Source organism: Ruegeria sp. CDSA241, from assembly GCF_059611265.1.
This window is the reverse complement of sequence record NZ_JBXWPF010000001.1, coordinates 127,900-147,885: the sequence shown is the minus strand read 5'-3', so window position 1 is coordinate 147,885 and position 19,986 is coordinate 127,900. Positions and strand designations below refer to the sequence as shown.

Annotated in this window: 13 protein-coding genes and 1 tRNA gene; 6 read left to right on the top strand and 8 right to left on the bottom strand. The window is 57.2% G+C overall.

Translation table 11 applies throughout. The features are described from left to right. Positions 1-88: 88 nt before the first annotated feature. Both hutH and hutI read right to left on the bottom strand, forming a co-directional pair. A complete protein-coding gene (gene hutH, locus AC2FJV_RS00705; protein WP_496712088.1) occupies positions 89-1,624 on the bottom strand; it encodes a histidine ammonia-lyase in 1,536 nt (511 codons plus the stop codon). Continuing rightward, on the bottom strand, positions 1,621-2,829 hold the full coding sequence (gene hutI, locus AC2FJV_RS00700; protein WP_496712086.1) for an imidazolonepropionase: 1,209 nt from the start codon (positions 2,827-2,829) through the stop codon (positions 1,621-1,623). Before hutI ends, hutH begins: the two co-directional genes overlap by 4 nt. 216 nt (positions 2,830-3,045) lie before the next feature. Here hutI and hutC point away from each other — a divergent pair, with 216 nt between their 5' ends. From hutC to AC2FJV_RS00680, 4 genes are all read left to right on the top strand, one after another. After that, entirely contained in the window at positions 3,046-3,750 is a 705-nt protein-coding gene (hutC, locus tag AC2FJV_RS00695) for a histidine utilization transcriptional repressor HutC (RefSeq protein ID WP_496712084.1), read from the top strand. 96 nt (positions 3,751-3,846) lie between these two features. Beyond that, positions 3,847-4,650: an N-formylglutamate deformylase gene (gene hutG, locus AC2FJV_RS00690; protein ID WP_496712082.1), complete on the top strand. Its 804-nt coding sequence runs from the start codon at positions 3,847-3,849 to the stop codon at positions 4,648-4,650. 44 nt (positions 4,651-4,694) lie between these two features. Continuing rightward, complete coding sequence (locus AC2FJV_RS00685) at positions 4,695-6,071, top strand: formimidoylglutamate deiminase (protein ID WP_496712080.1); 1,377 nt, start codon at positions 4,695-4,697, stop codon at positions 6,069-6,071. 625 nt (positions 6,072-6,696) lie between these two features. Beyond that, positions 6,697-6,774 (top strand) — tRNA-Arg (locus AC2FJV_RS00680). Positions 6,775-6,811: 37 nt separating this feature from the next. On the opposite strand, the gene AC2FJV_RS00675 is transcribed toward AC2FJV_RS00680, so the two are convergent. The 6 genes from AC2FJV_RS00675 to AC2FJV_RS00650 are packed head-to-tail and all read right to left on the bottom strand — an operon-like array spanning position 6,812 to position 17,510. After that, positions 6,812-8,794 (bottom strand): DNA/RNA non-specific endonuclease, encoded by a 1,983-nt coding sequence (locus tag AC2FJV_RS00675; RefSeq protein WP_496693628.1) that lies wholly within the window; start codon positions 8,792-8,794, stop codon positions 6,812-6,814. A gap of 36 nt (positions 8,795-8,830) precedes the next feature. Next, positions 8,831-11,968, bottom strand: coding sequence for an ATP-binding protein (locus tag AC2FJV_RS00670; RefSeq protein WP_496693629.1), 3,138 nt, complete (start codon positions 11,966-11,968; stop codon positions 8,831-8,833). Then, positions 11,965-13,773 carry a S1 family peptidase gene (locus AC2FJV_RS00665; protein ID WP_496693630.1) on the bottom strand — a complete coding sequence of 603 codons (1,809 nt, stop codon included), beginning with the start codon at positions 13,771-13,773 and terminating at the stop codon, positions 11,965-11,967. Before AC2FJV_RS00665 ends, AC2FJV_RS00670 begins: the two co-directional genes overlap by 4 nt. Before the next feature lie 7 nt (positions 13,774-13,780). Further along, a complete protein-coding gene (locus AC2FJV_RS00660; protein WP_496712077.1) occupies positions 13,781-15,388 on the bottom strand; it encodes a S8 family peptidase in 1,608 nt (535 codons plus the stop codon). After that, positions 15,375-16,076, bottom strand: coding sequence for a copper chaperone (locus tag AC2FJV_RS00655; protein ID WP_496712074.1), 702 nt, complete (start codon positions 16,074-16,076; stop codon positions 15,375-15,377). The genes AC2FJV_RS00660 and AC2FJV_RS00655 overlap by 14 nt, the downstream gene beginning before the upstream one ends. Before the next feature lie 6 nt (positions 16,077-16,082). Next, positions 16,083-17,510 (bottom strand): tyrosinase family protein, encoded by a 1,428-nt coding sequence (locus AC2FJV_RS00650; RefSeq protein WP_496712072.1) that lies wholly within the window; start codon positions 17,508-17,510, stop codon positions 16,083-16,085. Between the two features lie 365 nt (positions 17,511-17,875). Here AC2FJV_RS00650 and iolG point away from each other — a divergent pair, with 365 nt between their 5' ends. Together iolG and AC2FJV_RS00640 are read left to right on the top strand one after the other, a co-directional pair. Further along, positions 17,876-18,889 carry an inositol 2-dehydrogenase gene (iolG, locus tag AC2FJV_RS00645; protein WP_496712070.1) on the top strand — a complete coding sequence of 338 codons (1,014 nt, stop codon included), beginning with the start codon at positions 17,876-17,878 and terminating at the stop codon, positions 18,887-18,889. Between the two features lie 117 nt (positions 18,890-19,006). Continuing rightward, positions 19,007-19,927 (top strand): sugar ABC transporter substrate-binding protein, encoded by a 921-nt coding sequence (locus tag AC2FJV_RS00640; protein WP_142635704.1) that lies wholly within the window; start codon positions 19,007-19,009, stop codon positions 19,925-19,927. Positions 19,928-19,986 lie beyond the last annotated feature (59 nt).

The following is a 19,986-nucleotide window of genomic DNA, read 5'->3' as shown; positions in this document are numbered from 1 at the left end:
TTGGATAGAGCCCGACAGGGCAAGGGCATTGAAGTTTTCAATCATGTGTCTCGGCTGCGGTCGCGCGCCATCATGGCAAAGGCCGCCATCAGGTAAGGCCCGGCAAAGAGGCGTTCAGCGCGTTCAGCAACGCACCCGACGCGACCAATTCCATTGCCGCTTTCAGATCGGGCGCCATATAGCGATCCTCTTGCAGGCTCGAAACATCCTCGCGCAGCCGTGCGATGGCCTGTTGCAGCAACGGGCTCGTCTGGAGGGGGGCGCGGAATTCGATGCCACGCGCGGCGCAGAGCAGCTCGACCCCAAGGATATGGTTGAGGTTTTCGACCATGCGGGACAGCCGCCGCGCACCATGCGCTGCCATCGAGACGTGATCTTCCTGATTGGCGGAGGTGGGTGTTGAATCGGTGACACAAGGGTTGGCCAGATGCTTGTTCTCGCTCATCAAAGCGGCTGTCGTCACCTCGGCGATCATCAGGCCGGAATTCAATCCGGGTTCAGGTGTCAGGAAGGGCGGAAGATCGAAGCTGAGCGTTGGATCGACCATCAGAGCAATACGGCGTTGACTGATCGCGCCAATCTCGGACAATGCCAGCGCAATCATGTCAGCAGCGAACCCAACGGGTTCCGCGTGAAAATTACCACCGGACACGATCATATCCGCTTCGGTCAGCACAAGTGGATTGTCTGTTGCAGCATTCGCTTCGATCAAAAGGGTTTGTGCGGCCTGTCGCAGGACATCCATCGCCGCACCAGTCACCTGCGGCTGACAGCGGATGCAATAGGGATCCTGAACACGTGTATCATCATCCCGGTGACTTTCTCGAATTTCGGATTGCGCCAGTATCTCACGCATCGAACCTGCCGCTTCGATCTGGCCACGATGTCCTCGCAACGCATGGATTTCGGGCTGCAGCGGAGCGGTTGATCCCATGATGGCATCGGTGGACATGGCCGAGATGACCAGCGCATTGCGCACAGTACGCCAGACTTCGAACAGACCGGCAAGCGCATAGGCCGTTGAAAACTGTGTGCCATTGATAAAGGCCAAACCTTCCTTGGGGCCAAGCTCGATCGGGGACAGGCCAGCCTTTGCAAGCGCCTCGGCACCCGGAAGAATTTCGCCTTTATATTCCGCCTCTCCCTCACCGATCACCACTGCGGTCATATGTGAAAGAGGTGCCAGATCGCCTGACGCGCCAACCGATCCTTGATTTGGAACAACAGGGGTGACGCCTTTTTCCAGCATGTCTTGCATAAGCTCGATCAGTTGCCAGCGGACGCCAGATGCGCCACGGCCAAAACTCAATAGCTTAAGAGACATCATAAGCCGAACCATCCGGCGGGGCATCGCGTTTCCTACGCCGCAGCAATGGCTGAGGATCAGGTTTCGCTGCAAAGTGGCGGTGTCTTCAGATTTGATCTTGAGGCTGGCCAATTTGCCAAAACCCGTGTTGACGCCATAAACCGGTACATCACCCGCAGCGGCGATAGCGATCCGTTTCGCGGCCGCCTCGACCGCAGGACGACACGTCGGATCAAGTATGACCGAGGCTTCATCCCGATAGATGGTTTCAAGCTGAGGCAGAGTAGCCTGCCCGGGCGCCAGAGTGAGAGTTGTCACGCTTGACCTCCAAAGATGCGTTTGTGAAGCGGGTTGAACCCGATACGATAAGAAAGCTCGGCCGGACGGCCCACATTCCAGACCGCCAGATCGGCCCGCTGACCCGCGGCGATCATACCGCGATCACTCAAACCAAGGGCACGAGCTGCGTTACAGGTTACGCCCGCAAGTGTTTCCTCTGGCATCATGCGGAACAGGGTGCAGCCCATATTCATGGTCAGAAGAAGAGATGTCAGGGGGGATGATCCCGGATTGCAATCGGTTGCCAGTGCTATTGGGACATCGTGTTTGCGCAGCAGCTCAATCGGAGGCTGACGCGTTTCACGCAGAGTATAGAACGCACCGGGCAGGATTACGCCCGCTGTTCCCGCCTGGGCCATGGTGATCACGCCGTCTTCGTCAAGATACTCGATATGATCCGCAGACAATGCGCCATAGGAGGCGGCAAGCTGCGCCCCGCCCAGATTAGAAAGCTGCTCGGCATGCAGTTTAACCGGAAGGCCAAGCGCTGCGGCGGCGTCAAAGACACGGGCGATCTGTTTGGGCTGAAAGGCGATCCCTTCGCAGAATCCGTCAACCGCATCGACCAGCCCTTCTACATGGGCGGCCCGCAAGGTCGGAATGACGACCTCGTCGATATAGGCGTCATCGCGCCCCTTGTACTCTGGCGGAGTCGCGTGGGCGCCCAGATATGTGGTTTGAACAGAAACCGGGCGACGTTTTCCAATTTCGCGCGCGGCGCGCAGCATGTTCAGCTCTGTCTGTTGTTCTAGCCCATAGCCGGACTTGATTTCGATAGTGGTCATGCCCTCTTGGGTCATCGCGTCGACGCGGGGCAATGCACTTTCTATCAGCTCTTCCAGGCTGGCGGCCCGTGTCGCTTGAACGGTTGCGTTAATACCGCCTCCGGCGCGCGCAACCTGTTCATAGCTTGCACCATTCAGGCGCATTTCAAACTCTTGGGCGCGGTCGCCGCCAAATACAACATGGGTGTGGCAGTCGATCAAACCGGGCGTCACAAGGCGTCCGTTCAGATCCTCGGCCTCAAGCTCGGTATATTCATCGGGCAGATCGCGTCTGGGTCCGACCCATTCGATGAATTCACCTGATATTACGATGATGCCATCCTCGATTAGCCCATAAGGGCCCTGCTGGCTGGCTTGTGTTGCAATTTTTGCGCCACGAAGGGTTGTTTTACCAGTCATGAGAATCTGATCCCAAGTTGCAATGCTTCTGAAATAGGTATACTGATTACTGAATAATGTGTACACAAAATAATGAAAGGCATCGCGCCGAAGCCGCCTTCTTGGAGTCAAATTAGGTAGAGGTCATAGGTGCGGGGCAGCGTTACATGCTTCATTGCAGATGTCTTATGTGTATGTATAAGCCAATTAAGGCCGGTTTTTGAGTTGGGGAATTTTATGGCAAGACCTCAGGGGAACATGAGCTTTCGGGACATCAAGCAGGTGGTTTTGGATCGAATCCAAACCGGTATCTGGAGCCCGGATTCCATTTTGCCAAGCGAGGTGGATTTGGCCGCTGAATTCTCAAGTACACGAACAACGGTCAACCGGGCGTTGAGAGAGCTTGCCGAAGAAGGATACCTGGAAAGAAAACGCAAGGCCGGCACGCGGGTTCTGAATTCTCCCATCAGAAAGGCGCAATTTGCGATCCCTTTGGTGCGTGACGAGATAACGGCCACCGGTGCGGCCTATCGGTACTCTTTGGTGGACCGAGAGGTGCAACCCGCACCGTCCTGGCTGGCATCACGCCTCGACCTGAAAAAAGAGCAGGACGTCTTGCACCTGCGATGTATGCATTATGCCGACAACGTAGCGTTTCAGCTTGAGGTGCGATGGATAGTTGCCGACGTTGTACCTGAAGTGTTGGAGGAAAGTTTCGATCAATCGGGGCCGAATGACTGGTTGGTTAACAGGGTGCCATTCAGCAATCTGGAGCTTAGTTTCATGGCGACCAAGGCTGATGGTGAAATCTCCAAGTTCCTGGACACGCCACCTGGCGACCCGATCTTTACTGCCGAACGCATTACCTGGCTGCGTCGCGCGCCGGTGACATATGCCAAGCTTTACTTTGCGCCGGGATACCGGATGACGACGCATCTCTGATCTGACCGGAGTCCAGCTTTTGGGGCGGTAAAAAATGTCGGTTTTCGTCGGTCCGCCGAATTATGGGCTGACAGAACATCAAACAAAGGGAACGCGATGGCTGTTCAGAATCTGATGACGTTTAAGGCGGGTTCAACGCCGATTTTGCTGAATGTCCCACATGCCGGAACCTTGCTGCATCCGGAGGTAGAACGCCGTTTGCGACCCGCCGCGCTGGAGCTGAAGGATACGGATTGGCACATGGACAAGCTGGCGCTGCCTTGTGCCGAATTGGGTGTGGGTGTCATGGCGGCGCAGTATTCGCGCTATGTGGTGGACCTGAACCGTTCAGCTGATGACGCGCCGCTTTATTCCGGTCCGACAACCGGCCTGATATCGCAAATCGATTTTGACGGTCAGCTGCTTTATCTGGAAGGGCAAGAGCCAGATGGGCAAGAGACAAAGGCGCGCATCCAATCCTATTGGGCACCGTATCATCAGGCGCTCAAGGCTGAGATTCTGCGGATCAGGGCGCAGTTTGGCACCTGCATACTGTTGGATCTGCATTCCATCCGTTCCGAGGTGCCAAGGCTGTTTGATGGGGTGCTGCCGGATTTGAATCTGGGCACAAATAGCGGGGCCAGCACAGCCGCGCGCTTTGAGGCCTGCGCCGAAAGATCGCTGGGGTCCGGCCAATACAGCTTTGTCAAAAACGGCCGCTTTAAGGGAGGCTATATTACCCGGCACTATGGCCAACCCGACCAGAACATTCATGCGCTGCAACTCGAAATTGCACAGTCCGCCTATATGATCGAGCACGCCCCTTGGGACCTTGTGCCCCCTAAGGCAGAGGTGCTTGGCGCCGCGATCAAGAACCTTGTTACCGCGTTGCTGGATGAAGTTAACACCACCCGTGGATGACCCAAACAGACTCGCCGATACGGCAGCCAAGTAAAGGAAAGTGGATGACAACTGGATTTCATTTCAAACAGGCACTGACGGACCAGGGCTGGCTTAGCAATATCTCCGTAACCGTTACGGAATCTGGTGAGTTCGGAGCACTGGTCGCGGACGACAATCCCAACGCCTATCCGGTGATTGAAAGCCCGGTTGTGCCGGGCATGCCCAACCTTCACAGTCATTCCTTTCAATACGCGATGGCGGGGTTATCAGAAGTGCGCCGGAATCCGGTCGACAGCTTCTGGTCCTGGCGCGAAATGATGTATTATTTCGCTCATAATGTATCGCCCGAGGACCTGCAGGCAATCACTGCCAAGCTGTATATGGAATTGCTCAAAGGCGGTTATACCGAGATTGTCGAGTTTCATTATCTGCACAATGAAGAAGATGGAGCGCACTATGCCCAATCTGAGGAGCTGTCTTCTGCAATTGTCTCTGCTGCAGATCGAACGAGCCTCAGCCTGACGCTTCTTCCGGTGTTTTATGCACACGCAAATTTCGGCGGCGTGTCTCCGCAAGATGCTCAGAGGCGATTCACCAACACACGTGATCAATACGCTTTGCTGATCGAAACCCTGAAGCAGCAGCATGAAAAGCTTAACCTCGGAATCGCGCCGCATTCCCTGCGCGCCGTAACCGAGGATGAAATGTCATGGCTTATGGAGCTTCGGCAAGACCAGTTGCCGGGGTGTCCAGTTCACATCCATGTGGCCGAACAGACCAAAGAGGTGGAAGACAGTATCGCCCATAGTGGCAAACGCTCTGTTTCGGCGCTGATGGACCAGGTCCAGATTGACGCCGCGTGGTGCCTGATCCATGCCACCCATCTGGATGACGCCGAGGTTGCGGCCATTGCCGCTTCGGGCGCGACCGTGGGTCTGTGCCCGCTGACGGAATCAAATCTTGGAGACGGGATTTTCCGGGCGGTCGATTTCGTGGCAGCAAGTGGCCATTTTGGTATCGGCTCGGACAGCAACAACTGTACCCAGGCAGTTCAGGAGCTGCGCACACTGGAATATAGTCAGCGCCTGCTGCACCGGCAGCGCAATGTTATGTGCTCCAAGGACATGCCCAATGTCGGCGGTTATCTCTGGCAAGCAGCCGCCCAAGGTGGAGCGCGTGCAGCCGGGCGCAATATCGGCCGTATCGCAGAAGGGTGCCGTGCCGATTTTGTAGAACTGTCTTACGATAGGAATGGTCTGATGGCGGCGGTGTCGCCCGGAGCCGTGCTGGATTTCCACATGTTCTCGGGTCAGCAGGCAGAAATCATTGCCGTCTATGTTGCTGGTCAAAAGGTCATTGAAGATGGTCAGCACCCCGATCACGAGTCCATCGACGCCGGATATATTTCCACCATGCGTCGGTTGGCGCAAAAACTATGATGAAGGGTGAATAGAACCAACGGAACTCATTACTGCGCGAGCTTAAGAACCTTGGGGCACTTGGTGCTGGTCAGGCTGAAATCATTGTCCGAGATCGCCGAGGAATTTTCTGTCACCCAGCCCATTGGTTTCGAACATTCCAGTTGGTTCGCGCCTTCCGTACCTTGTCACATCAATGGCGCGCGTGATGCTGGCGGATCTGAGCGAAACGGAACTGGATCACCGTACCCCCCCATGACGGGTCTGGGCATGTGTGCGGTGCTATTAACAATTCCGGCCACCGCAATCAGCTGGGATCTGCGGAAGATCTGATCAAACAGGTTTGCCACTGCGCGGTGCAATATCAAATTGCAGTGATGCAGGTGACGGCATCCCAGTTTGCCGATGTATTCTGTCATCGTGACAGGCTGCAAATGCGACCTGAATTAGTCTGGTAAGTTCGACTCGGTTAGGGCCTTTTGAGGCATGGCTTCGAGGTGCAGTTCACCCAGCAATCAAGGTACCTGTATAAGCTTGCTCCGGTCAGAGATAATGCTGAAATCAGAGAGGTTTTTTGCCCCAAAACCTCATCTCTCCATCAAGTTGACAAGGCGAGGGATTTGACTGATACAGCCAGAATATGAGCGGGCCGTTAGCTCAGCTGGATTAGAGCAGGGAACTTCTAATTCTCAGGTCGGGGGTTCGAGTCCTCCACGGCTCGCCAAATGCACAATTCCTAGTTGAGTATACATCCGCCACCCTCAGATTACGACGTTGGCAAAGCTCTCGACTGTGACGATCGGACGTGGTTGTCCCGCCAGGCTTTCTGCATCGGTCAGACGCTGCGCCAATGGGTCGGCATCGCTAAGGGGGCCAAAGTTCAGCCCGGTTAATTTTTCCAGATCCCGGACGCGGATCTGGAATGTCTTATAGGCACCAAACTCAAATCCACCGACAGATTCCACGCTCCCCTGGTTCGAGAGCATCTGTTGGATGACCTCAACCTGGCTGAGTACATAGGCGGTGGAATGAAGGCGAAGAATGCCTTCGCTGCCATCCTCTTCGGCCAGCATGGTCACAAGCTTGAAGAACTTCAGGGGTACCGGCGATCCGGTATCTTTCAACATCGGCTCGTCACCGGTCAGGATTGGTCCGGTGAACACACAGGCCTTGAATCCATGTGTGCGCACATTTGTCATGATAAAGTTCTCAAGACCCAACCATTGCGCGTGGCTCCGGTTAAAGGCCCGGTGCTGTGGGGCAGCAGCGGTATAGTGAAAGCTGTCATCATTGGCCTGTTTGGCCTGTGCATCATCGACACCCCAATTTGTCGCCGCACGGCGAACCAGGTGGCCCCGGTCAATATCCGCGTGATCATAATCCTCTTTGCCGAGTTGGACATTTGCCGGGATGCGCAGGTCAGCGAACCACTTGTCGCTACCTCGTTTTTGCGGTCGGGTTTTGGCACCATCGATATTCAGCGCGGCAATGATCGGTGTTTTGAAAGTCGCAGAATAGAGAATGCCGAAATTCTGATAGCGCAATTCGTTGGGGCGTTCCGGGGTCGCATCCGACGGAGTGGCAAGTCCAAACGCATTCGGTACTATCGGCAGAGGGACCTCTGCCACTTGAAGGAAGTCCGGGTTGTACCCGTCGCGCGGTTCAAAATGGTCTGCGTCATGGTTTCCGTCAGGTCGTTCTGGCCGGACGATTTCAGTTCCGGGGATCGAGGTCGGCACCGCCCCGTCCAACAATGCGTTGACCGTGCTGATCCTGACCGCCGAGTTTCCGACGCCGAAGGTACCTGCATAATGCAGACCAACCGCTTTGCCGCTGTCCAACGAGATCACAGGCGAGCCCGAGTTGCCGCCCAAAGTCGTGCAGTCATGGCGCAGGATCGTCACGCCGCCATCTTCGATGAGAAATCCGGGCGAAAAGCGTTTCACGTCATACAGGTCGTTGAAATAGTTGGACATCTGCGTGGGGTCATTGCGCAGGGAATCCTTGGCGGGATACCCGATCACCGCGACGCATTCGCCGTGCTGGGCATCCGTATCGGCGCGCGGGATCGGCGTAGGCGTGAAATTGGCCGTATCTGCGGGCAGGTCGATCTTTCCAAGCGCGATATCTGCGGCCGCATCTTCGGCGATATAGGTGAACTTGCGAATGTCGAAAAGCCGGTCGGGGTCGGGTGTCGAGCCGACCTCTTCCAGGAAATCTATCCGGGCGCCATAGCGGGCATTGCCGGGGGCAAACATGAAGACACCATCGCCCAGGAAACTGCGCCGCGCGACCAGCTTGGCAACATGGCGATTGGTGATGATCAGCAGATGGTCGTCCTTCTTTTCGATCACCCAGCCAGTGCCACCCCAGCTAAAGTCATGATTGATAAACTCGATCCGCCCGACCGAGGCGATATTGTCTTCGGCCTTGCCGATACGAATGTCGATATCCGGCGGAAAGTCGGATGACAGCGATTGTTTGCCTTCAACCTTGCCGCCACGCACAATCAGGGGAGGGCGTCCCACGGCGCGCACGATGGCTTCAAGTTGCGAGGGCGTGGAGCCAAAGCTCTCTAGCTTGTTCAGCTGCGCGCCCATCAGTTCACGGGCACGATCCGGCGTCAGGCCCATTTCGCCAAGAATGCCGGGACTGGCATCCAGAACCTCGCGCGCCTTGTCGATCGCGCCGGCATTTCCAAGGCCTTCCAGCCGGTTGAAGGTTTCCTTTTCGAAATCGCTCATGACATTGGTTCCTCAGCTAATATGAAGTCTTCTAAGTCAATCGGTCTGACCTTTGGGATCGAGGTAATCTGGCCGCATCCCGGTTTCGACAAGCATGGCCAGCGCCGGGTGAAACACCACCGGCGCCCGGCTTTTGGTCAGCCGACCCAGGATGGCCTCGGGTCCTGACCCCTGGGTAAGCCCTTTGGCAACACTCGCCAGACGGCGTTGCAGGGTCTGAGTGGTTTTCTTGCGCCCTTCGTTCAATGGGTCCGCCCAAAAGCTAAGAACACGGTCTGCCAGGCCATGACTGCCACGTTCCAAAAGCTCGAGGGTTCGGCTGGACGTCAGGTCGCTCCATTTCCGAGAGGAATTCCATTCCGGAGGCGGGGGCGACGGGAAGGCCCAATAGCCGCCGATGACCTGCTGCCAACGTCTGGCCGCACGCGCAAGCGTTGGGAGATCGGGAATCGGGTGGTAAAAGCTGTATCCTTCGGCCCAGTCCGAGGTCAGGCCCATGGCGCGCAGCAATGACAGCACGTCGGTGGGCCGGTCGGACATCTGGGCCATTGCGTCATCGATCCCCTGCAGGCCCGGGGCAAAGATGTCAGCCGCCTCATACAGGCCGGTGGCAAGGTTGGACAAATCGCTCAGAACACGACCCCGGCCGCTCACCTGAAACTCGTCGACAAGTGCCAGCATCCGGTCGAAATAGGGGTTCAACGGGGCCAGGGCGAGCCCGTAATCATCCGTCGGTAAGTCTGGGTTGGGCATGTCTGGTTCCGAATACTCCAACCCGAATTCCTGACGGATACCCCCCGCGAAGCGCAGTCTTTCATAGGTTAGTTCACGCGGGCCGTGATCCAGATAGGGGGCGATCAGGCCCAGAACCTCATGATCCCCCTCAAAGCTCATGCCCATTGCGATAAGTGCGAATTCCAGCGCTGCGGACTGCATTCCAATCCGGGATGATCGGTTCACAACGCGCAACGCGACTTCGTGGAATTCCTTGTCGTGCAGGTTCTCGATCAACTGTCTGAACCGGAACTCCCCCAATACCTCCAGCAGGATGCGGCCTTCCAGCTCGGGCCGCTCGTGCATTTGCCTTAGCACTGTGTCTTCGGGCAGAAGGTTGAACAGATCACGTGCCATGGACCAATGACCGCTTTGCCAGTTGTGGCACAGGATCAGGATACCAACCTCGCTTGCCGGATCATAGGCGCCCCGCAGCCCCTCGCGGATGATATGGGTCGCTTCGCGACGCTGGCCCTGTTCCAACATCGCGCGCAGGTCATTGACAGCGCGCTCATCCGGTGAGGCGACATATCCGCGGCTTTTGATAATCTGCGCCCGTGCAGTGGCCGCTTTTGGGGAAATTTGTACCAGTTTCGATGGGGGCAGATCGGAACCGCTGTCCAGCCCGGCTGCGCTGTATTCCCGCTGCTCGGTCTTTTGCACCGGGGCCGAACGCTGGCCGCGTGCCTGACGGATCAGGTCCTGCGCGTCGATTGGCAGCTCGGTCAGAAGATGTTCGGGGAAGCGTTCGGCCAATGAGGGGTCGATGCTTGGCGCGGCTTCTCCGACGCGCATAAGCTGAAGCGAATGGTACAGGAACAGCAGCGGATCGCGGTCGGCGTAATACGCACAGGCCGCGCGGTTGACCTGCGCGGTTTCGATGGGGCTTTGGCTGTAGGTCGGTTCCAACAGGTCCCGCCGCATATCGGCCTTATGGGTCAGTTGACCTTCGGTGGCGGCGTCCATCAGCCAGGATTGCAGACCAAGATCCGCGACGATTGTGCCTGCTTCGTCGCTGAGGTCGCCCAGCCCAAGCGCCGGTGCGACGATGCCGTTCAGATTGTCGGCGTTTATCTCGCTAAGAACCATGCCGTAATTGGCAATGCCGCGCAGATGCACGGGCAGGCGCGATGTGACGGCCCGGTTTACGATGCCTGCAGCAATCGGGTCATTCTCGTCTTCGGAGACTTCGGCCAATCGGCCCTCGGTCTGCACCTCGTCAATCAACAGCCGCAATTTCAACGGGTTGCCCTGACAGCGCAAAATGATCTGATCGCGGAATTCCTCGGGGATTCCGGCCTCATCCAGCGTTTGATTGACCAACTCGTCTTCGATCTGGTCGAGCTTGATGTATTCGCCCCGTCTTGGGTGATCATCGCCGAAAATCGGCCCGCGACCGGCAGAGATGATCGATACTTCGATCTGTTCCTTTTCCACAAAACGGTCCAGATCGCTCATCAGGTTGTTCACGAAAGTAGCGCCCTGACCATCCAGAACTTCAAGCGTATCCAGCAGGATAACCAGGCGCAGACCGGCATCAGCCACCGCATTGATCATCGCCCGGATCAACTGACGCGGTGTAAGGTCCGAGCTTTCGTAGATCTCTCGGGTGACCTGTTCGGAATAGCGCAGCCGCAATCTGCGCAAATCGGGCGCCGCCTGTGGTATCGCGGTGCCGATCTGGCGCGAGACCTCTTCAAAGATCGGACCGGTCTGCAATGAGGGCTGATCGAAATCCAGCCGGATCAGGATGACGTCGTCGCGTTCGCCGGTGATCTGGATGATGCGTTCCAGAAGGTAGGATTTGCCGATTCCGTACTGACCTTCGATATGCAGGGTTTTCAAAGGGGCATGGCGCAACGGATGGTCGATCCAGCGTTGAATCATGTCGATTTCGCTGACTCGCCCCACGAATTTCTCACCTAGGCGCTCTTTTGATCGGCGCTCGCGTCTGAGCAGGTTCAATCGGCTGCGCAGCCTGAACAGGCGGTCATATCCCGGCGCTTTTTGGCCTGCACGCTCTAACGTGACAAGGTGCTGCGACAGGTTTTGTTCATCTGTTTCCGCCTCGATAAGGTGATCCAAAGCGCTCGGTGCGAAACCTTCTCGTCCCGACAGAGCCTGCACGATCTCGGTCTGCGTTGCCGCCGAGTCGAACTCTTCGATCCCGGATAATTCGCGATGTCGTGCAGTCAGGCGCAGTATCCATTTCGTAGAGCTGCCCGACTTATCAACATGGCTCAACTCGCGCAGGGATGACATCAGCCGGGCCCGTAGCACCCGGTTGCGGTACTCATCTTCGCTCAGCACCTCGCGCATAAGCTGCCGTGGTTCAAATGCCCCGCGAAGGGCGGCGGCGCGCAACAGGCGCGAACGGAGTTCTTCCTGCGCCTCGTTCATCCTTCTATCTCCAGAAAGCGTTTGGCCTCTTGGCGAACACGGGTGACAACGGTTTCCAGATGTTCGCCATCGAATTCACCTGTGTTGTCAGGGCTCAACCCGGCCAGAGCAGAGTCCACCATTGCCCGTCGAGCAGCCGGTGTCAGCTCTTTTGCCGGGTCAAGCGAAGTGATCATGCTGTGAATTGTAGCCTCAACATCGCTACGTGTGAATGGTCCCAGCTCTTCCACCAATAGGCCGCTGCGCTGCGCGCCGTCGACAGCGCCGACATTGGCAAAACGCAGGGGCGACAGGCGATAGGTCTCATAGCCTGCGAGGATCAGGCGCAGGTTCTCGGATGTGGGCAAGCATTTGGCGATGTGCTCGAACTGTACCTGGGCACGTGGTGAGAGCCCTTCGGGCGGGTTGTCGAAATAGATCCACCATGTTTGCCCTGCGGTTTGGGCGGCCAGGTCCATGTCCGCAATCAGGGTCTCCGCGCGGCTGCCCTCGAATGCAACATCGGTGGTCTGGGCGGCGGTTGTTCCAGCAGCAGCGTCTGGCGAGGCGACGGTCCCGTTGACCTTCTCGGCTAGATCAGCAAGTAAATCGTCCGTATTCAGGGTCGGCCCCAAACGAATGCAACGATGTTGCGGCGCGGCGTTAGGTGCTTCTTGCATCAGCAGATAGGATTCCAGCATGTCATAGCTGAATCCGAGACCGCGAATAGACGTCGTATCCTCGCGCCTGATCCAGATCCCACGCAGTTTGGATTTGGGATGATCCAGCATATGGGCAAGGCCGGTTACGAATTGGTTGCGGCCGATGATGATGGTTCCGTCAATGTCGCGGCTCAGCGACCACATGTCCCGCTGGTTCGAGTTCTTGTTGATCAGATCTTGGAAGTCGGGGTCATCGTGGAACTGCTCGAAAGGGACAAGCCGTTTGGTCGTCTCCCATTTGCCCTGGTGGATGCCCAGAAACCTGAACTGGCTGTCAAAACCGGGGCCACCCGATGACCCGCCGGATGTGTCGATGTCATGAGGGAACCGCTTGGCGCCAGGTTCTCGGTGCACTTTGCCGGGCATGAACCCCTTGGTGACACCTTCGGGGTAGTGGACCAATGTGAACAGGTCTGCACCCTCAAAATCGGGGGGATCGCCGGTCACATCGACACTGCCATAGGTATGCCCCAGCGGCAGGAATATCCGCAGCAGCGCGATATCCACCTCATCGCCCGGCGGCAGGTTCCCGGCCTTTTCACTGTCGTGATAGGGCCAGAGCTTTACGCATTTTGCCCGGTACCGCTTTTCGTCCGAGGCCAGTATTTCAAGCCGAGGGTCGACCCCGGCGGGCACGGCGTTTAGCGGGTCCAGAACATGGGCTGCGGTCAGCACTAGGTTTGGGGCCACAAACGCGCCGGATCCTTCGAATGTGTTGTTGATCCAGATCTGACAGCGAAAGCTTTCCGCGCGCGGGGCAAAATCGCCCAATGCGGCAAAGTCGAACGAATTATTTGCCGGTGTGCCGATCAGGGTGCCGTCAAACCGAGCGATGTTTTCGGCAAAAATCAGGTTACGGTCGCGCGGCACAGGGTCGGCGCCGCGCGCGCGCAGAAAATTGAGGAACTGCTTGACCTTCGCAGCGTCGACCAGAATTTCCAGCAAGACATCAGCAAGCGTTTCTCCGATATCTTCGTCTACACTTTCTTCGACGGCCTCATAGTTCACCGGGTCATCAGGGTCGGGAAACAGCGCGGTCAATGCATGACGCACAATCGGCTCATGCTTTCGGATCGCAATCCGGATATGCGCTGCGTTCACCATCCGTGGCTTATCCGATGCCCAAATAGGCGCTGAGGGCCGGTTTGTCCGACAATGCGGTGTACAGACCCGAGGTCGGGGCGTCTTCGCCAACCATGGCCTCGGCCCCACCATCGCTTTCGGCGATGCGTTTGCGGGCCCCACGGCGATAGCTGAGCCAGATGATCTCATTGGCGTAATCGGCCATGTCAGGGGTAACCTCTCCGGCGGCGGTGCTGTCTGTTCCCGCAAGATGCGAGACCAGAATGTTCAATGTTGGGGTCGCATTCGGATCGGGTGCCGCCGGGCTTTCGGCGCCTGTGGGTAGCGGCGCGTCCAGGACCGCCTGAGCGTTGATGATGCCCGCGCCAAGATCGGTGGCCCCGTTCCAGACGGCTGGCTTGTTCATCCCGTGTTTGGCACAGTGCAACCACATCGCCTGAACGGTTGTTCCTGCATTCTGGGCCTTTTGCAACAGCGCCGCCCGACCGCCGTGATGCGCGACCCAAAGTGCAGCGACACCGCCTGTCATCGAGGTGGCAAGCGTGGTGCCCTGGCTGGCGCGGATACCCGAGTTTGGGTCGGTCGCCTTGTTCTTGGCCGCGCCCCAAACGTTTTCGCCATAGGCCGAAAAGCTGACCTCGGGGCCACGCCCAGTTTTGCGCCAGGGGCGTCTGTCGGGCTGCAGTGCAGCGACCGCTGTGCAGATTTCCAGTGATGCATAGGCGGCGGGAAAGACCACGTTCGGATAACAGTTGCCCGCGGCGCAGACGATGACCAGTCCGGCCTGTACCGCATTGCGCAGCGCCTGTTCGGTTGAAGAGACCCGCACCGGCCCGCCAAGCGCCATCACGATGACATCGGCGTTTTGGTTGACCGCATGAGAGATTGCCGCAGGAATACGCAGCTGTGTCATGTCGATCACCGATTTGATCGCCCGGATTGGCAGAACCTTGGCCGCAGGGGCCGTACCGGTTATCGCCCCCGGCGAGGTGGTATCGCCATTCATATCGGCCCCGCCCCGCGATCCGACGACCGAGGTGACAAGCGTGCCATGACCAGGATGTTTAAGGACGCCGCCTGAAAACCGGTCACGCGCATCCCCGTTCCCTTCGACAAAATTCCACATGCCGTTGGTTTCAATCACGCCCGCCAGTTCGCTATGGTCGGAATAGCCCGTGTCGATCACCGCGACCTTGCTGCCCTGACCCCGGGTGTGCTGCCAGGCCAGCGGTGTCTTGATCCGTTTGTGGTGCCAGCCATAGGGCCGAGAGTTGTCGCGCTTGGTTTCGCAGAAACTGAGAAAGCTTTCCGTACCCACATGTGCAGCCCCGTACAGGCTGTCTGGCAAGACCGGGTTGGCCTCGGCTACGTCCAGCGCCATACGGAGGGCACGGCCAAATGCAAAAACCTCACGCTCTTGGCCTTTTGGATCGATCTCGGGGAATTCAACAAAGAAAAATCGATCCGCATCTGCGTCGAAGACCGCTTGGGTACTGGTGGCAACATCAGGAAGTGCACTACCCACACGTTCTTGAATAGCCGACAACGATTGCGGTGTATCCGAGACCACTTCAATGACTAGCGGATCGCCGTCGAGCGAGACATCGGACCTTGTTAGGGCGTCATATTCCTGCATGGCAAATATCCTTATACAAAAGCAAAAGATGGTGGGGCGCATGGGCCAACGCCGTAAGCGCCAGCGCGGTCAGCAACAGGGCGAATGCGCTGGCGCGGGGGTCGGGGCGAAGAACGGCGCGCTCCGACAGGATGATCACAGTCAAAAAGATCATGACGGCAAAGTCATGGGTCCCTAGCATGACAAGCATCATCGGCAAGCAAGAGGTGATGCAATCGCGCGCATAGGTCAGCCCAAAGATCAGCACATCGCGGTCGGCACTAGGACCAAAGGCGGCCAGGACCGGACGGCTGTGGCATTTCCTTAATGCGCTGCGTTTTTGCGGGCTGAACTGCCATGCTGCGGCGCACAGGCAAGCCAACGGTGCAAACACGGTTTGGTGCAGAACCGGCGCCAGAAGAAACGCAGCAAGCGCGCCTGCGACCAGCCAGGCCAACAGATATGGCAGAACAAACAGAAGTGCCGCGCGTGATCTTCGATCTGCGAAGCTGCGCGCGCGGACATGTGCGATCTGCGGAACAAGCGTTGGAAGCATCATCGCCAGAACCATCGCCGGCCAATGCAATGAGGGCGCGGGCACCAAAGCAAGCCAAAGCCATGCAAGCGCGGCCACGCCAAGTGTCGTGCGTATTTCGATATCGGCCCGTCCAAACAGGCGAGGGCGATCTATTCCGGTAGCCGACGCCATGGGCGATCAGTCGAAATAAAGGTTTATGCGGCCGATCTCAATGTCTGGCTGCTGTTCTGTTGGGGCGATCTGTTCCAACCCTGGTACTTGGCCAAAGGCCTCGCTGTCATCAAACATCCGTTGAAACCGGATTTGCAACCTGTTGGCGTCGCCTTGGCTCAGCCCCAGTGCAAAGGCCAGCTTTGTGATCTCGTAAGTCACCGCAAGGCCGTTGCCGCCATGTGGGCCGTCCGGGTTGCTTGCCTGTTCAAGGCCAAACGGCGACAAGGTGCCGATAATCGCTGGCGGCAAAGCGTCATCCGGAAGATCCAGCATGACGCGGTAAGATCCGGGCATGCCACGGCCCTTGATCCCCTCAAGATGCAGGTGAACGCGCCGGGTGGTGCCGGGGGCCTCGGCGCCGGAAATCAACGCGACTGAAGTGTCGAGCTTTACGCCGGCAGTGGTCATTGCACCACGCAACTTGACCGGAGCTTCGCTTGCGCCGGCAAGCTCGGGTTCCTTGCCTGCCATGACGAACTCCTCTGCTGGAATGGCGGGTTCTACTGCTGGTGGAACGCCGTCATATTGAAACCCGTGCAGGACGCTTGTGCTGTCCAGCATTTCTTCGCTGTTGAAGGTGAATGCCGCGCCATCGCCATCATGCATCGAGAATGTCTGGCCCGTGCGCCACAGTGGCGAGGGTGGGGCGACATGGCTCGGGTCGGCGTTGCGCCAGACTTCCCATAGCCGATCAATGTTGCAATGGTGCAGCCAGAAAATCGGATCAAAGGCCGCAGTGGCCGGATTTGCCATAAAACCGCCAGAGCCCCCAATCCAAACGTGTATATCGTTATGGGGCGTGCTTTCCAATGCGCCATTGTCCCCACCGCCGGGGTGAAACCCGGTTTGCGGGCCACCAAACCCTGATGAGAAGCCGGGCGTATCATTGGTGAAATCTTCATGATCCAACGCATCCAGCGACACCACGTCGTCCGGAAATCCGAAATCTCCATTCACCACTACACGTCGGCGGGAAAACAGGAAGTTGCGCGTGCCGTCTGACTTGGTCGGCTCACGGAACGCCACAGGAAGGCGGCGCGCATTCGGGTTTTCTGACAGGGGTTGGGAATAGTCCCAATAAGGCAGCGCCCAATCCTGCGGCCCGCCCAGATCGGCGACGGCTTTGCCGACGACGGCCTCAAATGCGGTGATATATCCGCGGTGCCAGGGCAGGAAGAACCAGCTTTGGTGCTGGCATTGGTTCCAGAATTGTCCGGAACCGGGAATGTCCGGAAAATTCTGCGGCTGCCCATGAACTGCGCCCATGAAAAACCACGATGTCGGGTTTTCCAGATCTCGGTCCCAGAGAACTTCGACAGCACGCTCATACCAGATCAGAGTTTCGTCGTTGGCTGGCAGGGTCCAAACGTTTTTGCGGATTCTTGTGGCCATAACAATACCTCAAACTGCAAATAAATCTTGGAATCTAATAATGCGCCGAGTGTAACACTTGCGTGGTTTTATGTTAACCAAAATGAATCCAAGCCATAGCAGGGTAGGCCTGGACAGGTGTTGACAGTGCCGATGTGCGTTTCCCAGATAAGGTGATTTCAGAGTGACGCGCGGCCTTTCGCTTGCATTCTAAGTCAGAGGCGCCAGTTACTGTTTATTTGTGAATTGGACGGCCGCAGCTGCAGTGGGCACACTTGCCGAGTACCCGAAAACAAGGGTGAATTCGCGTAGCTGTGAAATAATTCTTGCAACCGGTTGCAAAGAGAATCATTGTGGTGTCGAAAAAAGGGATTCGGGGGCGCGGGATGCTAAAAGTAGGATTGCTGGGGGCTGGGCGCATTGGGCGTGTTCACGCGCAGGCTATTGCGGCGCATCCTTACAGCGAACTGAGCGCAGTGTCTGATGCACTGCCCGAAGCTTCGGCGCGTTTGGCTGAGGAATTCGGGGCCAATGCACGACAGTCACAAGAGATTATTTCCGATCCTTCGATAAATGCAGTGCTGATCGCCACGCCGACGGATACGCATTCCGACCTGATCGAAGCGGCCACCCAAGCCGGGAAAGCGGTATTGTGCGAGAAGCCGGTTGATTTGAGCCTTGAGAGGGCTTTTGCCTGTCTTTCCGTTGCAAAAGCCACCGGCCAACCTGTCATGGTCGGTTTCAATCGTCGATTCGACCCGAATTTTGCTGCTTTGAAGGCTGCGTTTGAGGCTGGTGAGGTCGGCAAGGCCGAGTTGTTGTCCATTACATCTTTCGACCCAGCGCCGCCACCGGTGAGCTATGTCAAAGTATCAGGAGGGCTGTTTCGGGACATGATGATTCATGATTTCGACATGGCGAACTTCCTGATGGGTGACCTGCCGGAAGTAATCTCGGCAGTGGGCACATCGGTTGTTGACCCCGAAATCGGTGCCGTAGGTGATGTGGACACGGCGGTCGTGACAATGACTTATGCAGATGGCCGGATCGCTGTGATCAAAAACTCTCGGCGTGCGGCTTATGGGTATGATCAGAGGGTTGAACTGCTGGGATCAGAAGGGATGCTTCAGGCGCAAAATATCCTTGAAAACTCAGTGGTTAAGTCAACTTCGAATGGCGTGACCGGTGCCAAGCCGACTTACTTTTTCCTTGAACGCTACATGTCTGCCTATCGCGCCGAATGGGATGCATTCGTTAGGTCAGTAAATTCTGGATCAGGGGTGCCTGTAACTCTGGACGACGGTGTCGCCGCGCTTGCTATGGCCGAGGCCGCAACCCGTTCTGCGCAGTCCGGACAGTCGATGGTTTTGGCCAAAGTTTTGAAACCGGTTGCAAAATGATCGGATATGCGGAAACTTGGGGCAGCTTCGCCCCGGATCGGGGCGAAGAAGATTCGGTTTAATCGGAAGATTGGGGCCAAGACCCCAACACACTGTTCAAACGGGAGGAGAAACCATATGAATAATTTCTTTAAAGGCGCACTGGCAGCTGGTGCACTGGCGATGGCCACGCCTGCATTCGCGCAGGAGATCGTCGTTGTGTCTCATGGTCAGGCCAATGACGCCTTCTGGAACGTCGTGAAAAACGGCGTTGAGCAAGCGGGCAAGGATGTCGGCGTGAACGTGGAATACCGCGCACCCGAGACCTTTGACATGGTTGCGATGTCACAGCTGATCGACGCCGCCGTGAACCAAGAACCGGACGGGTTGATTGTCTCGATCCCGGATGCCGATGCACTTGGCCCGTCAATCGAACGTGCTGTTGCTGCCGGAATTCCGGTGATCTCGATCAACTCGGGTTCGGACGTGTCCAAACAGCTGGGCGCATTGCTGCATGTCGGTCAGGACGAGTTTGATGCGGGCAAGGCCGCAGGCGAAAAGCTGGCTTCGATGGGTGGCGCAAATGCGATCTGTGTGAACCACGAAGTCGGAAATGTGGCGCTTGACCTGCGTTGCGCCGGTTTTGCCGAAGGCTTTGGTGGCAGCGTCGAAGTTCTGCCGACCTCGAACGATCCTTCAGAAATCGAAGCGAAGGTCTCGGCCGCTCTGGCCGCGAATGACGCTGTCGACACAGTCATGGCGCTGGGTGCAAGTTCGGCTGGTGAACCCACGGTAGCGGCTGTGAAAGCATCGGGCCGTGATGTGAACGTGGCCTCGTTCGACCTGTCTGCGAACTTCCTGCAGTCCATCGCCGATGGAGATGCGGCATTTGCCATCGACCAGCAGCAGTATCTGCAGGGCTATCTGTCTGTGAACTTCATGGGCCTGCATGCCAAATACGGTCTGATGCCAGGTGGCAACGTGCCATCGGGTCCGAACCTGATCACACAGGACAAGGCAGCCCAGGTTATCGACCTGTCGGCACAGGGTATCCGCTGATCCGTTTGGGACAGTGAAAAACAGAAACGGCGCCAGGTGCGCCGTTTCAACCGAATTGG